18 protein-coding genes are annotated in these 14,128 nt (G+C 73.2%); all 18 read right to left on the bottom strand.

Going from position 1 to position 14,128, the window contains the following annotated elements; translation table 11 throughout:
* Positions 1-140: 140 nt before the first annotated feature.
* Positions 141-1,121, bottom strand: a complete 981-nt coding sequence (locus CRP51_RS11870) for a helix-turn-helix transcriptional regulator (protein ID WP_097231065.1) — start codon at positions 1,119-1,121, stop codon at positions 141-143.
* A gap of 190 nt (positions 1,122-1,311) precedes the next feature.
* Complete coding sequence (locus CRP51_RS11865) at positions 1,312-1,515, bottom strand: hypothetical protein (RefSeq protein ID WP_097231064.1); 204 nt, start codon at positions 1,513-1,515, stop codon at positions 1,312-1,314.
* A 111-nt stretch (positions 1,516-1,626) separates the two neighbouring features.
* Positions 1,627-2,664: a polyprenyl synthetase family protein gene (locus CRP51_RS11860; protein ID WP_097231063.1), complete on the bottom strand. Its 1,038-nt coding sequence runs from the start codon at positions 2,662-2,664 to the stop codon at positions 1,627-1,629.
* 418 nt (positions 2,665-3,082) lie between these two features.
* Positions 3,083-3,295: an MbtH family protein gene (locus CRP51_RS11855; protein ID WP_097231062.1), complete on the bottom strand. Its 213-nt coding sequence runs from the start codon at positions 3,293-3,295 to the stop codon at positions 3,083-3,085.
* A 194-nt stretch (positions 3,296-3,489) separates the two neighbouring features.
* Positions 3,490-4,125, bottom strand: coding sequence for a 2-hydroxychromene-2-carboxylate isomerase (locus tag CRP51_RS11850; protein WP_097231061.1), 636 nt, complete (start codon positions 4,123-4,125; stop codon positions 3,490-3,492).
* A 67-nt stretch (positions 4,126-4,192) separates the two neighbouring features.
* Complete coding sequence (gene fabG / locus CRP51_RS11845) at positions 4,193-4,939, bottom strand: 3-oxoacyl-[acyl-carrier-protein] reductase (RefSeq protein WP_097231060.1); 747 nt, start codon at positions 4,937-4,939, stop codon at positions 4,193-4,195.
* Positions 4,936-5,535: a 3-hydroxyacyl-ACP dehydratase FabZ family protein gene (locus CRP51_RS11840; RefSeq protein ID WP_245880532.1), complete on the bottom strand. Its 600-nt coding sequence runs from the start codon at positions 5,533-5,535 to the stop codon at positions 4,936-4,938. The genes fabG and CRP51_RS11840 overlap by 4 nt, the downstream gene beginning before the upstream one ends.
* Positions 5,532-6,050: a 3-hydroxyacyl-ACP dehydratase FabZ family protein gene (locus CRP51_RS11835; RefSeq protein WP_097231059.1), complete on the bottom strand. Its 519-nt coding sequence runs from the start codon at positions 6,048-6,050 to the stop codon at positions 5,532-5,534. Before CRP51_RS11835 ends, CRP51_RS11840 begins: the two co-directional genes overlap by 4 nt.
* Positions 6,050-6,304: an acyl carrier protein gene (locus CRP51_RS11830; protein ID WP_097231058.1), complete on the bottom strand. Its 255-nt coding sequence runs from the start codon at positions 6,302-6,304 to the stop codon at positions 6,050-6,052. The genes CRP51_RS11835 and CRP51_RS11830 overlap by 1 nt, the downstream gene beginning before the upstream one ends.
* A gap of 92 nt (positions 6,305-6,396) precedes the next feature.
* The gene (locus CRP51_RS11825; protein WP_097231057.1) at positions 6,397-7,503 is read right to left on the bottom strand and encodes a beta-ketoacyl synthase N-terminal-like domain-containing protein; all 1,107 of its coding nucleotides are present in this window, start codon (positions 7,501-7,503) and stop codon (positions 6,397-6,399) included.
* 93 nt (positions 7,504-7,596) lie between these two features.
* On the bottom strand, positions 7,597-8,043 hold the full coding sequence (locus tag CRP51_RS11820) for a hypothetical protein (RefSeq protein WP_245880531.1): 447 nt from the start codon (positions 8,041-8,043) through the stop codon (positions 7,597-7,599).
* 1 nt (position 8,044) lies between these two features.
* A complete protein-coding gene (locus tag CRP51_RS11815; protein ID WP_097231056.1) occupies positions 8,045-8,452 on the bottom strand; it encodes a hypothetical protein in 408 nt (135 codons plus the stop codon).
* Positions 8,453-8,454: 2 nt separating this feature from the next.
* Positions 8,455-8,808, bottom strand: coding sequence for a hypothetical protein (locus tag CRP51_RS11810; RefSeq protein ID WP_097231055.1), 354 nt, complete (start codon positions 8,806-8,808; stop codon positions 8,455-8,457).
* Positions 8,805-9,848 carry a hypothetical protein gene (locus tag CRP51_RS11805; RefSeq protein WP_097231054.1) on the bottom strand — a complete coding sequence of 348 codons (1,044 nt, stop codon included), beginning with the start codon at positions 9,846-9,848 and terminating at the stop codon, positions 8,805-8,807. The genes CRP51_RS11810 and CRP51_RS11805 overlap by 4 nt, the downstream gene beginning before the upstream one ends.
* A complete protein-coding gene (locus CRP51_RS11800; protein ID WP_097231053.1) occupies positions 9,845-10,675 on the bottom strand; it encodes an alpha/beta fold hydrolase in 831 nt (276 codons plus the stop codon). Before CRP51_RS11800 ends, CRP51_RS11805 begins: the two co-directional genes overlap by 4 nt.
* Positions 10,672-11,622: a beta-ketoacyl synthase N-terminal-like domain-containing protein gene (locus CRP51_RS11795; protein WP_097231052.1), complete on the bottom strand. Its 951-nt coding sequence runs from the start codon at positions 11,620-11,622 to the stop codon at positions 10,672-10,674. Before CRP51_RS11795 ends, CRP51_RS11800 begins: the two co-directional genes overlap by 4 nt.
* Entirely contained in the window at positions 11,619-12,764 is a 1,146-nt protein-coding gene (locus CRP51_RS11790; protein ID WP_097231051.1) for a beta-ketoacyl-[acyl-carrier-protein] synthase family protein, read from the bottom strand. Before CRP51_RS11790 ends, CRP51_RS11795 begins: the two co-directional genes overlap by 4 nt.
* A complete protein-coding gene (locus CRP51_RS11785) occupies positions 12,764-14,062 on the bottom strand; it encodes a beta-ketoacyl-[acyl-carrier-protein] synthase family protein (RefSeq protein WP_097231050.1) in 1,299 nt (432 codons plus the stop codon). The genes CRP51_RS11790 and CRP51_RS11785 overlap by 1 nt, the downstream gene beginning before the upstream one ends.
* Positions 14,063-14,128 lie beyond the last annotated feature (66 nt).

The raw sequence follows: 14,128 nt of genomic DNA, 5'->3' as shown, positions 1-14,128 counted from the left end.
CCGGGTGTGCGTGGGAGTGGACAGGCCGCGGCGCCTCCCGGTCACGCCGCCTACCCCATACGGCGCCGTCCGCCACAGCCGGCGCGGCCGACAACCCACCCCCCGTTTCCGGTAGGTCGTCGGCCGCGGTCGGCGTCAGGTCAGATCAGGCCGACCTGCATCGCGCGCACTCCCGCCTGGAAGCGGCTGCGCGCGTTCAGCGCGGTCATCGCGGACGCGACATCGTTGCGCACCGTGCGGACCGAGCAGCCGAGGCGGCGGGCGATGGCGTCGTCCGTCAGGCCCTCGGCCAGCAGCCGCAGCACGATCTCCGAGCGCGGCCGGCGGGTCTTGGTGTAGCTGGCGCGGCCCGCCGCCTGGCGCACGGGCATTCCGCGCTCCCAGAGGCGGTCGGCCACCGAGTTGAGCCACTCCAGCTCGGGCGCCGCCCAGACCAGGCGGGCCCGGTTGTCGTCGCTGACCACCACGGCCGTGGTGCCGTCCATGATCATCGCGCGGATCGGGATCGGGCTGACGGAACGCGGCGGCATCTCCTGCTCGGCGAGCCACTGGGCGTGCCGCGCGCAGGCCGGCGAGCGCAGCGCCGACGGGGCCCAGATCGAGCGGACGGTCGCGCCGCGCCGCAGCGCCATGTCCGCGATGGGGCGGGAGAGTTCGAACGCGCCGTCGGCCGGGTCGGAGGCGTTGCCGCCCGGGACCAGGAAGACGATGTCCTTCTCGACCCTGGTGATCAGCCGCTCGACCATGGTCGACGCCTCGTCGCGGCTGGTGCCGTGGGTGACCGGGCCCAGCCGGTCGGTGGCCCGCTCGTGGAGACGCACGAAGCGCTCCACCATCACCGGGCCCGCCTGGGCGGAGTTGGCCTCGCGCATCCGCCGCGCCAGCAGGGTGGGCAGGGCCACGCACGGCTCGATCCCGCGCACCGCCTCCGGGTCGTCGCCGGAGGAGCTGGCGAGCCCGTCGGCGCGCAGCGTGGCGAGAATGGCCTTGATCTCTTCCTCGGGCCAGCCGAAGTCACGGCTGAGTTCGTGCGGTCGCCATCGCGGGCCCAGCAGCAGCTTGCGGTAGACCAGCTCCGCGCGCTTGTCGAGACCGAGCCCGATCCCCGTGTCGTCCCCCACGTCAACCTCCCTGAGCGTCCCCCGGACGGCACGCGGGGTGCTGCGGCCGTCCACTCCGTCCACGACAAAGTACGGCGGGAGGTGTGATGCGGGTTGCCCGTGGGCACACTTGTGTCCGCTACAGGTCACAGTTACCGGCCGGTTCCCTGAACTCGGCCCAAGAGCGAGGGAGAAGCGGCCACTTGGGGCGTTATCCGCAACCGCCCGCGTGTCCCTCGTCCCCGCCGGGAGTCAGCGTCAGGGAGTCGATGTAGGCGGCGAGCAGGTTGGCCCAGCCGTCGCACTCGGTGCCCGGCTCCGGCAGCTCCAGGTACTCGTGGTCGCCGAGGTGGTCGCGCCCGGCGGCGGTGGGTCGGGCCTGCGGCTCGACGGCGGCCTGTGGCTCAACGGTCATCGGAAGTCTCCTTACCCAGCGGAACGGTCCGCATACCTCGCGCCGCCCCCGGAGGGTTCAGCGCCGTCCGTGGGGCACCGGGGCGGCGCCGCCGCGCACGGCTCGGTTCGGTCAGTTGGTGCGCCGCGACACGTAGTCGCACAGCGAGTCCAGCGCGCGCACGGCGTGGTCGTCGGGGAGCGTGGTGAGCACCCGTCGCGCCCTGGCGAGCCGCTCGTCGAGCACCTTCCGTGCGCTGGGTATGGCGTCGGAGGCGCACAACAGGTCGACGGCGCGGGTGTGTTCCGGGGTGCCGGGCACGGGTCCCGCGGTCAGCAGGTCGCGCAGCTCGGCGTTGGCCGGGGAGGTGTCCTCCAGCGCCAGCAGCACCGGGAGGCTGACCACCCCGCTGGCGATGTCCTGCCCCCGCTGTTTGCCGGAGTCGGACTGTGCCGAGGTGACGTCTATCAGGTCGTCGCCGATCTGGAAGGCGATGCCCAGCTGCTCACCGTACTCCCCGACGCGCTCGACGAGTTCGGTCCCGGCGCCGGCCTCCAGCGCGCCGAGGCGCAGGGCCGCGGAGATGAGCGCGGCCGACTTGCCGGCTATCACCTCCAGGTAGTACGCGAGCCGGTCGTCGTCGGGCCCGGGGCCGATCAGCTCCCGCAACTGGCCCTCGACCAGCCGCTCGATCGTCTCGGTGTGCAGCCGCACGGAGGTGTCGCCCAACTCGGCGGCTATCCGCGCGGCCTTGGCCATCAGCCAGTCGCCGGAGAAGACGGCGACCGCGTTGCCGTAGCACGCGTTGGCGGTGGGGCGGCCGCGGCGGGTGGTGGCGCGGTCCATCACGTCGTCGTGGTGCAGGGAGGCGACGTGGACCAGCTCCGCGATGGTCGCCGCGTCGACCAGGTGGTCCCCCACGGGATCGCCGAACTCGGCGCCCAGCAGCACGAGCAGGGGCCGCAGCCGTTTGCCGCCGGCCTCGATCAGGTGGCCGGCGGTGGTGACGACGAACGGGTCGGTGGCCTCCGTGACGCAGGCGCGCAGCCGCGCCTCGGTGCGGTCCATGCCCTCCCGGAGGCGGTCGGTCAGGGGGGCATGGGGGATGTCCAGCATATTGAGAAGGTCCGCGTACCCGGCCTCCGGATACGAGAGCGCGTAGTCCGCCATCTCAATCCTCGTCAGTTCTCTGCGGCTGGACCCGAACGGGGGCGCGCCTGGGGTGGTGTTGCCGGTGGCTCGCGGTGGGTCGGAATGCGGGAAACCCGTCCGCCACATGCCGGCACAATGGCAGTGAATGGTTGAAGCGCGCAATAGAAATGGCAGCTTCGAGACAGTGGGTGACAACTACCGGCAAAATTTTGCTCCGCGTTGACATCTCCGTGTCTTCTTAATGACGTCTTGCCGGGGCTTTCCGTCGTTGCCCTTAGGGGGCCTTGCCCTTAGGGACAACGGCGAGGCCACGCCCGCCCGTTCCCCCGGGGCTCGTACCCAGGATCCCGCACGGCGCGTGGCCCGGGCCTCGCGGGGTCCCGCGCGGCCCGGGCCACGGTGCGGCTGCGCGGCGCTTCCACCGCCGCCTCGCAGGTCAGTCGCCCATCGCCTCGGCGAGGCTCTTGGGGCGCATGTCGGTCCAGTGGGTGTCGATGTACTCCAGGCAGGCCGTGCGGCTGTCCTGGCCGTGCACCGTGGTCCAGCCCGCCGGAATCTCGGCGAAGGCCGGCCAGAGCGAGTGCTGGTTCTCGTCGTTCACCAGCACGTAGTAGCTCGCGTTGTCGTCCTCGAACGGGTTGGTCGCCATGGAACGTTCTCCTTGAATCGCTGAAGTGCGGTACGGGTGGTCCTGGTTCACGGGAGGGTCACCGGACCGTCCCGTCTTACCCGGACCCGGTCGTCAAGCGGTCGTATTCCGTTTCCGTCACGGGCAGTTCTCGGTAAGCCTTGTTCTGTTGTGGTCACGGCCGAGCGCGACAGTGCGCGACCAGAAAGAAACGGTCACCCTTCCCTGCGGCGCTCGACGGCCTTCCGGTGCGCGGCGGCGAAGCCGGGCAGCCGGTCCACGCCCCAGAACTTGTCGTGGCCCTGGATGAAGAACGGCACCCCGAAGACGTCGTCCCGGTCCAGTGCGCGCAGCGCCAGCAGCCCACGCTCCCGGATCTCCGGGTCGTCGGCCGCGTCGGCCAGCGGCGCGGGGTCCAGGCCCAGCTCCTCCCCGACCTCGGCCATGGTCGCCGGGTCCGAGATGTTCCGTCCCCGCTCCCAGCGCGCGCGGTAGACGGCGTCGACGAACTCCCGCCCCCGGCCCGCGTCCTGGGCCACCAGATACGCGAGGTGGGCCACCTCCCAGCGCGGCTCCCGGTCGATCGGCCAGACCATCGTCAGGCCGCGCTCGGCCGTCAGCCGCCGCACGTCCTGAAGGATGTAGAGGTGCTTGGCCTTGGACATGGTGGCGTACGGCAGCGCGATGCCGTCGCCGGCCAGCTCCTTGGCGAACGTCTCTTCCGGCTCCCAGAACGGCAGCCACTCGACGCCGTCGGCGACGTCCGGGTAGTGGGTCAGCAGGTCGTGGTACGCCAGCCAGGAGTAGGGGCTGCGGAAGGAGAAGTACCAACGCGGTGGCCGTCTGGCCATCACTTCCTCCAGGTCTCTTCGTCGGGGGCGGCGGGCGGCCGTCCCCTGGCTTCGGCTCGGGCGGCGGTCAGAGGGTGATGCCCCCGTCGATCTGGAGCACCGAGCCGGTGACGTAGGCCGCGCGGTCGGAGACCAGATAGGCCACCATGTCGGCGACCTCCTCCGCCCGCCCCATGCGGCGCATCGGGATCTTGCCGACGGCCTCCTTGCGGGCCTTGTCGTTCATCGAGCTGGTCATGTCCGTGTCGATGAAGCCCGGCGCGACCACGTTGACCCGCACGCCGCTGCGCGCGACCTCCTTGGCGAGCGCCTTGGAGAAGCCGATGATCCCCGCCTTGGAGGCCGAGTAGTTGGTCTGGGTGGCCTGGCCGTAGACGCCGGCGACCGAGGAGATGTTGACGATGACCCCCGCGCGGCGCTTCATCATCTCGAAGCAGGCGGTGCGGCAGACGTGGTAGACACCGTCGAGGTTGGTGTCCAGCACCTCGTGCCACTGGTCGTCCTCCATCAGGACCAGCGGATTGTCCCGGGTCACGCCGGCCGCCGTCACGACGGCGGCGACCGGCCCCAACTCGGCCTCGACGGCGGCGAACCAGGCCCGGACGGCGGCGCCGTCCGCGACGTCGACGCGGTGGGCCAGCGTGCGGGCGCCCAGCTCCGCGGCCTCCTTCTCCACGAGCAGGGCGGCGTCCTCGGCCGACCGGTAGCAGAAGGCCACGTCGTAGCCCTCCTTGGCCAGTGCCAGCACGGTGGCCCGGCCGATGCCCCGGGTGCCCCCGGTGACCAGGGCCACGGGCCGCTCGGTGGTGCTCATGCGCTACTTCCCGTCTGTGCGGACGCCGCTGCCGGCGCGGTGGGTTCGTTCGGTGCTGCCGAGTCCGGTGCGGCGGAGTCCGGCGCGGTCGCGTCCTGGTCGGCGGGGCGCAGCGCCTCGGCCGGGCGCAGGGCCATCACCACGCGCTCCACGGTCAGCACCGGCTCGCCGGCGACCGTCGAGACGCCTTCGAAGATCAGGGTGTCGCCGAGGGAACGACTCAGCAGGACCTCGTGCTCGACCACGTCGCCCGGCAGTACGGGGCCGTGGAAGACCACGCCGGACATCCCGCCGAAGAGCATCACCTGGCCGGTCAGCACGTCCGGGTTGGGCGACTCCCAGGTCGCCAGCACCCCGGCCGACTGGCACCAGGACTCGACGAGCAGGGTCTGGGGGTAGGCGAACGCCGACTCGGGGTGCTCCGGGCCCAGCGCCGCGTACCAGGGTTCGTTGCAGGTGACGGCCTTGCGTGCCACCAGGCGCTCGCCGGGGACCACCTCGGTGACGCGGTCGACCAGCAGCATCGGGAAACGGTGCGGCAGCCTGGCCCTGATCTGGGCCTGCGTCGCGCCGACCGCGCGCGGGGTCTCGCTCACGCCGTTCCCTCCTCGCCGCTCGGGGACTTCTCGCCGCCGGGGGACTGCCCGTCGGCCCCGGACTTCTCGCCGCCGGGAGGCTCGAAGCGCAGCCTGACCTTCGCGGCCTCGCCGCGCGGGCCGGTCAGCACCGCCCGGCACTGCCAACCGGTCGCCTTCCGCCGCCAGTCGAGGGCGATCGTCACCTCGTCGCCGGGAAAGACCGGGCCGGTGAACCGGGTGGACTCGATCTCGGCCATCCCGGTGGGGCCGCCGTCCGCCGGGGCCAGCGGCGCGGGCGCCGTGGCCTCGGCGGCCAGCCGGACGCACTCCACCAGGCAGACGCCGGGGAAGATCGGGAAACCCGGGTAGTGGCCCGGCAGTACCGGCTCGCCGGCCGTGACCGTGAGCGCGGCCACCGCCGTGCCGCCCGCACCGTCCGTCTCCCGCGCCAGCACCCGCACCGGCCCGGCGACCGGGCCGGCGTACGGCACGGTCCCGGCGGCGGGGGCGGTGGCTGCGTCCGTGGTGACCATCAGCCGGCGAGCTTGCGGCTCAGCAGGTCGAAGGCGGTCTGGAGGGTGGTGATCTCCTTCAGCTCCGACTGGGGGAGCTTGACGCCGTACTTCTTCTCCAGCACGACCACGACCTCAAGCGCCATCAGCGAGTCGACCTCCAGGTCGTCAACGAAGCTGGCGTCGTCCGTGAGGTCGGCGACCTCCACGTCCAGGGCCTGGGCCACGGTGGCGCGCAGGTCTTCCTTCTCCAGAGTGGCCGGAGCGCTCGTCATGGTCTCTTCCGATCTCTCGCTAACGAATGGTTTCTGGCAGCGCCGGGACGTCGACGCGTCGACGCCCGGCGGGTCTTGGGCGGGCGCCCCGCTCAGCGGAGGCGCAGCACCGCGCAGCCGACGGAGCCGGCGCGGTCGACGGAGGTGATCAGGCCGATCCGGTCGCCCGAGGGCGCCCGTTCGGCCTCGGAGAGCAGGGTGGCGATGCCGAGCGTGGTGGCGGCGGCGCCGGTGTCGCCTATCAGCTCGGCCGGCAGATGGGTGATCCGCGCGGAGTCGGCGCCGGAGCCGCCCAACGCCTCGTTCACCGCGTCCAGTTCGGCTTCGCCCGCGGCGCCGGGCGCGCCCGAGCAGGCCACCGCCGACACCTCGTCCGGCGTGACCTCGGCGCGCTGGAGGGCGCGGCGCAGGGTGCGCGCGAGGGCGCCCCGGGTGTCGCCGTCCAGCTCCACGCCCAGCTCGACGGCCAGTACCTCGGCCAGCACCGGCTGGTCCTCGCCTCCGGCGGGCTCGACCAGCAGCACGGCCCCGCCCTCGCCCAGCGCGGCGCCGGCGGTCTCCCGCTCGGCGGAGCGGTGTTCGAGCCAGGCGCGCGCCGGCGTGAACTCCTCCGCGGAGCCGCACAGCACGGCCCGCGCGCGGCCCGTGGACAGCAGCCGGCGCGCGTAGTTCAGCGCGTGCAGCCCGGCGCTCCGGCCCCCGGCGACGGTGGTGTTGGGGCCCTTCAGCTGGTACCAGATGGCGCTCTGGCCGGCGGCGCAGTTCATCACGGTGTTGGGGAAGCGCGCCGGGTCGACGAAGAACGGCTTGTCGCCGGTGAGCGACTCCCTGGTGAAGTCCATCATCGACTGGGCGCTGCCGGTCGTGGTGCCGAGCACGAACGCGGCCTCCTCGCCGGTGCCGACGCGGCGGTTGCGCTCCGCCTCGTCGAGCAACTGGCCCACGGCGGTCACGGTCAGCCCGGTGACGCGGTCCATGGACCGGGTGCCCTTCTTGCCCAGCTGGGCGCGGACGTCGAAGCCGGGCACCAGGCAGGCCGTCTCGTGCGGCATCGGGCCCAGCTCCGGGTCCAACGGGGCGGCCGTCGACCGGCGTTCGGCCATGCCGGCGTTGAACGCGGCGCGGCCGACCCCGAACGGGGAGACGGCCGACCAGGCCGTGATGACCGGACGCCGGGTGGCGACGGTGGTGGGGCTCATGTCCGTCTCGTTCCTACTCGCAGGGTCGTGGTGGGGCGCCCGGGGGCGCGGTCCTGGGCGTCGGCGCGGTCGTCGGCGCGGTCGTCGGCGTCGTCATATGAAGAACACCAGCCGGTAGTCGGGCCAGCGCGGGGCCAACTCGCCGTCGGCGACGGGGACCACGCCCGGCGTCAACCGCGCGGCGCCGCCCGGCAGATACGCCGCCAGCGACGACTCCTCGGCGAGGACCCGCACGCCGTTCTCCAGCAGGGTGACCAGGTCCCGGCGGTGGTCGCTGAGCGTGGTCACGGTCGCCTTGCCGAACCGCAGCTCGGGAACGGTCGCCGAGGCCGCCGCGTAGCAGACCGCCTGACCGCGCAGCAGCAGGTCGAGCCCGCCGAGCTGGCGGTGCATCTCGACCGAGAGATAGAGCTCGTCGAAGAACTGCTTCTCCAACGCGCCCCGGTAGGCGCGCTCCACGATGCCCAGGCAGCGCCGCTCGTCGGTCTCCTCGACCGCGCCCGTGCCCGCCCTCGGGGTCGGCCTCGCCTCGGGGGGCATCTCAGATCACCCCGATCTTGATGACCCGGCGGGCGGCGGCCACGTTCGCCGCGTACCCGGCCGGGGGCCGCAGCACCACCTGCGGCAGATGGTCGTGGGCGCCCCGGTCGTCGCTGCAGAACCGGCAGCCGTACCAGTACAGCTGGTCGGGGAACGCCTCCAGCATCCCGGTGGCCACCCGGGCCATCGAGGGGTAGTCGGTGTTCCAGTCGGCCAGGTTGCGCGGCTTGTCCTCGCCCAGCGCGCGCTGGGTCAGCAGCGTGGCGTAGCCGCACGTCCACACCTGGACGCCGGCGCCGCGCTCCAGCAGCGCCTGGGTGAGCCGCAGGGCGCTGGTGACCTGGTCGGACGCGTGCGGCGCGCCCATCAGCGTCACCAGCACGTCGGTCTTCGGAATGCGTCGAGCCATCGCTAGTGCCACACCACCTGTACGTCCGGGTCGAGCACCCAACGGGCCAGGTCGTCCATGCCGGCGACCTGGGTCCTGGGACGGAGCGGCGCGTCGGCCAGGCCGCGCTGCGCCAGCGAGAAGTCGTCGGCGGCGAGCGTGCCGCCGGCCGCCTGGAACGCGTCCAGCCGCTCGTCGCTGCCGGGCAGGGCCAGCGCCACCCCGTCCTGGACGAGGTAGAGCAACACCCCCCGCCCGGCGGCGGCCAGCGCCACCGCGTCCCTGCGGAACCCGAACTCCCCGACGTCGGCGCGGCCCTGGCTCTCCACCAGCAGATGCCGGGGCCGGCCGGCCGCTCCCTCCCAGGTGGCGTTCACGCGTCCCGCACCGAACCCGTCGCCGTGCCGTTCACCGCGTCCAGCACCCGCTGGTCGAGGCTGACCAGCTTCCAGTCGCGGCGGTTCTCGATCACCGCGTACCCGTGGGTGATCTTGCCGGTGGAGGTGAGCACCGGCTTGCCGTCGCGGACGACGTAGGTGTCCATCCGGGAGGTGTAGACGAAGTCCTTGAAGACCTCCTCCACGGTGAAGACCGTGTACAGCACCTCCTCCATCAGCGCCTCGTCCGTGAGGGTGATCGAGGAGTGCGGCACGACCGGAATCCAGCGGCGGTCGTCCAGCAGCGACTTGATGGAGATGCCGCGCTCGGCGACGAAGAGGTCCTTGGCCTCCTCCATCAGCCGCAGGTAGCCGGACATCTGCAGGCGCTCCGTGAAGTGGCAGTACGGGTAGGGGATCCGCCACTTCCAGGCGTAGGCGTTGGCGCCCTGGGTGAGCGCGGCGAGCAGCGGGTCGGACGGGTCGTCGGAACGGACGATCGTCGACGGGTCGTGCTCGATGCCGGCGGCGGCCTCGACGACGGCGGCCGAGGGCTCCACGTCGGTCACGGCGTGGCCGCCGAGCCGCTCCACGGCGAACCTGGCCAGCGCCTCGGGCGCCGGCTCGGCCGCCGCGAGGTAGCCGTCGATCCGCAGCGCGACGCGGACCTTCGAGGTGACGGCCTTCAGGGTCTCCCCGTCCCGCTCGACCTCGATGACGACCTTCAGACCGATGGTGCCGTCCGCGTCCTTGGTGTGCGGAGTGACGGTCGCGGTGGCGAGGTCGTCCATGTGGAACGCGTGCAGGATGCGGGTGTCCAGGCCGACGATGTCCAGGCCCAGGCCGTGCTCCTCGTACAGGCCGCGCGCCGGCAGCTCCGACTGCCGGAAGTGGTCGAGGACCGCCTCCTCGACCATGTAGTTGACGTGCTTGAAGCCGATCCAGGTGCAGATGTTGGACCCCTCGTAGCGGGGCCGCACCTGGGTGCTGCTCTTCGTGCTCAGCAGCGCCTTCACTGCGGTTTCTGTGACGATGCTCATCTCTGGGGCTCCAAAGTGCGGGAATCGGATGCCACGGTCGCGGCGAGGAACGCGTTGAGCGCGTGGGTGAACGCGGCGGCGTTCTCGATCATGGGGAAGTGGCCGGTCTCCGGCAGCAGTTCGGCGCGGGCGTCGGGCAGCGCCGAGGCCAGCGCCAGGGTCTCCCCGGGCGGAGCGGCGAAGTCACGCTCGCCGGCCAGCAGCAGGCACGGCACGTCGAACCGGTCCACCCGCAGATCGGGCGTGCGCAGATACAGGTCGAAGAAGCGCATCCACCCGTAGGGGCCGACGAAGTCCCGCACCCGCTCGCCCATGGCGCGCTGGATGTCGGGCGCGAACCGGCCGGCGGAGTGGACCCGGATGCCCTCCTCCATGATCAGGTGGAAGTCGTTCAGGTAGTAGGTGATGGTCTCCCAGTCGAACTCCTCGGCCGAGGCCCGGTAGAACGGTGAGACCAGCGCCAGGGCGCGGGTGTTCCGCTCGGCCAGCGGCTCGCGGCCCTCCTCGGCCTCCCGGTGCAGCACGTCCAGCAGCAGCGTCGCCGCCATGGAGTGCGCGACCACGACCTCGGGGCCGTCGGGCACCGCGTCCAGCGCCTGGCGCAGCCAGCCGCCCGGGTCCCCGCGCCGCGCCCAGTCCTCGACGCCGCCGTTGCGCCAGGGGAGTTGAGCCGTCCAGACGGAGCAGTCGGACGGCAGCAGCGGCAGGCAGGCGTCCCACAGGGACTCGCCCGCCGCCAGGCCGTGCAGCAACAGCAGCCGGGGCCCGGCGCCGTGCGTGCGCCGAGCCACCGTGACCGGCGGCTCGGCCCCGGTCGTGCCGTTCACGGCGCCCCCGGCGCGATCAGTTCGAGGCCGGCGCTGGCGTCGTCCCCCGCGGTGCCGGCCAGCGCCACCACGCGGCCGACGGCGCCCTCGTCGAACCAGCCGACGGCCGTGGCAAGCTGCAGAACGCCCAGGGCGCCCGAGGCACGCCCGGCGTGCTCGGGCAGGACGGCGCCGGCCTCCACCGGCAGCGCCTCCGGGGCGGCGGCGCCCGGACCGGCCTCCGGGCCGAGCCAGCGCGCCGCGTCACCGGAGAGCCGGTCCAGCACGGCGGCCGTGTCGGCCGCCCTGGTCCCCCGGCCGAGGACCGCGCGCGGCGCGACGCCGCGCTCGGCGGCGGCATCGGCCGCCTCCAGCACCACGGCGGCGCCGCCGTCCACGGCGCGGCGGCCGTCCAGCAGCCGGCGCACCACCTCGTTGTCCGGCTCGACGCCCAGCACCAGCACCCGGCTGACCCGCCCGGCCCTGATCATGGTCGCCGCCCAACGCACCGCGTCCAGACCCGAGGTGGCGCCGTTGCACACCATCAGGTTGGGACCGCGCAACTGGTAGCGGATCGCGATCGAGGAGGCGATCACGTTGCTCGACGCGTTCGGCAGGTCCATCGGGCTGGTGCCGGTCACCGTCTCCTCGCGGATGGTGTCCAGCGCGCGGGCGACGGTGTCGAGATTGCCGTAGTTGGAGCTGGCCACGACGCCGACCGACTCGGCGGGCACGGTGGTCCCGGTGGGCTTCTCGCCCTCCACGAGACCGGCGTCGCGCAGCGCGGCCACCGCCAGGCAGTAACCCAGCTGCGTGGCGCGGTCCTTGTACCGCAGCCCCTTCTTGCCGACCAGCCCGGCGGGCGCCGGCGGCTCGCCGTCGGCGGCCGGACCCGTCAGCAGCGCGGGCAGGGAGTCGGCGCCGGGCAGCAGCACGGCGGCCCCGGTCACCACCACGGACGTGCTCATCGGGCGGCCTCCACGATCGCGACGGCGTTGATGCCGCCAAAGCCGAAAGCGTTCAACTGGGCGACGCGCACCGGAGCCTGGGCCGGCTCGCCGGTGACGAAGCGGAAGCCGGCGGCCTCCTCCACGGGCTGCTCCAGGCCCAGCGTCGGCGGCACCCGGCCCTCCTCCATGGCCCGCACGCCCATCACCAGGTTGAGCAGCCCGGAGCCGCCCGAGGTGTGGCCGGTCATCGACTTGACCGCCGTCATCAGCGGCCGGTCGGCGTCCTCGCCCAGCACCTCGGCCATGGCGGTGGCCTCGGCCTCGTCGTTGAGCAGGGTGCCGGTGCCGTGCAGCATCACCAGGTCCACGTCGGCCGGCTTGACGCCCGCAAGCCGGTGCGCCGAGCGGATCGCGGTCGCGATGCCGTCCGGGTCCGGCGCGGTCACGTGGTAGGCGTCGCAGTTCACCGCGACGCCCCGCAGCCGGGCGCGGACCGCGCGCTCGCCCGCGGCCTCCCCGTCGCGGTGCAGCACCACGGCGGCGGCGCCCTCACCCATCAACACCCCGGTACGGTGCGCGTCGAAGGGCCGCACCCGGTCCGGCGGCGCCGGATGGACCCGTTCCAGCAGGCCGTACATCGACTCCGTCAGCACGTCGACGCCGGCCACGATCACCGTGTCCGTGTCGTCCTGCTCCAACAGGTCGGAGGCGAGGGCCAGCGCGTAGAGCGAGGCCGAGCAGGCGTTGGAGAACGTGTGCGTGTCGTCGGCGCCGAACCGCTCGCGCAGCGCCGTGCCGAAGTGCAGCCCGGCGTCGTCCAACTCGGCGCCGTCCCGCCACCACAGCTCCGCGGAACGCAGCTCCCGCAGGCCGGTGCCGACCAGGATCGGGATGCCGGACAGGTCCTCGCCGAGGCCCGCGTCCGCGGCGGCCTGCGCGACGGCGTCCAGCAGCAGCCGCGTCGCCCGCGCCGGCACGTCCACGCCCTCGGGGCCGCGGTCGTCCACCTCGTACGCGTGCCGCGCGCGGAACCTGCTGCGGTCGAACCCGCGCAGCTCCGCGTGGCCGGTGCGCTGCTCGCACAGCCCGTCGAACAGCTCGGCCACGCCGCGGCCCACGCTGGCCACCGCGCCCATTCCGGTGATCGGACGGCTCAGCATCATGCCTCCCAGGCCGGGGCGGCGCCCGCCGCCTCGGCCGCAGCGTCGTAACGGCCAAGCAGCACCACGGCGTTGTTCCCCCCGAAGGCGAGGCCGTTGTTCTGCACCACGCGCAGTTCGGCGGGGACCGCCTCGTTCGGCACGCAGTCCACCTGGCACTCGGGGTCGGTGGTGACGTGGTTGATCGTCGGCGGGATGAAGTCGTTCTGGAGCGCCAGGGCGCAGCCGATGGCGCCCAGCGCGCTCGCCGCGCCCATCGAGTGGCCCAGCATCGACTTCATGGAGACGGTGCGCGGCGGCGTCTCGCCGAACACCTCGCGGATCGCCCCGGTCTCCGTGACGTCGTTCGCCTGGGTGCCGGTGCCGTGCGCGGAGACGAGGTCCACCTGCTCCGGCTTGACGCCCGCGTTCTCGTGGGCGAGCCGCATACACTCGGCGACGCTCGCCTGGTTCGGCGCGACCGGGTGGTAGGCGTCGCAGTTGAGCCCGTAGCCCAGCACCTCGGCGTAGATGGTGGCGCCCCGCTCCAGCGCGGACTCCAGCCGCTCCAGGATCAGCACGCCGGCGCCCTCGCCGGTGAGGATGCCCTTGCGGTCCACGTCGAACGGCTGGCAGCGCTCGGGCGCGATGGTGCCCAGCCGGTAGAAGCCGGTGAACGTCTTGCGGCACATCGCGTCGGCGCCGCCGCAGAACGCGAACTCGGCCTCGCCGCTGCGGACCGCGTCGAAGCCGTAGCCGATCGCGTAGTTCCCCGCGGCGCAGGCCGTCGGCACCGTCACCGCCTCGACGTCGGGAAGCCCCAACTCCTGCGCGATGACGACCGACAGCCGCGCCGCCGGCACCCGCCGGGCCGCCTCGCCGTCGAACGCGCCGGCGCCGTCGGCCACCTCGCGCTCGACCAGCTGGTCGAGGTCGTAGGACTCGCCGTCGGTGGTGCCGATCGAGATCATGCCGCGGCGGTCCCGCAGCACGTCGAGGTCGAGCCCCGCGTCCGCCAGCGCCATGCGGGCGGCGGCGGCGGAGAACTGGGCGGCCCTGCCGAGCCGCGCCGGCTCCAGCCGCTCGATCCAGCGCTCGGGCTCGAACTCCGTCACCTCGCAGCCCTGCGCGTGGGCGAAGCCCTCGGTGTCGAAGACCGAGATGGGCCGGGCGCCGCTGCGCCCGGCACGCAGCCCCTCAAGGAACCGGTCGGCGCCCAGGCCGATGCTGGAGACCACGCCGAGGCCGGTGAGCACCACCCGGTGCCCGGCCTCGGCGTCCGGCGCCTTGGCGCCGGCGTCGAGCCGTGTTGCCGTCATGACTGCCCCTTCACTCCCACGGTCGTGGGCCGCCCGCTGGACGGCCCCGTCGGACCGCGCCCGCCC

Source organism: Streptomyces zhaozhouensis, assembly GCF_900230195.1.
In the GTDB taxonomy this organism is placed as follows: Bacteria; Actinomycetota; Actinomycetes; order Streptomycetales; family Streptomycetaceae; genus Streptomyces; species Streptomyces zhaozhouensis.
This window is presented reverse-complemented; position numbering and strand designations above follow the sequence as displayed.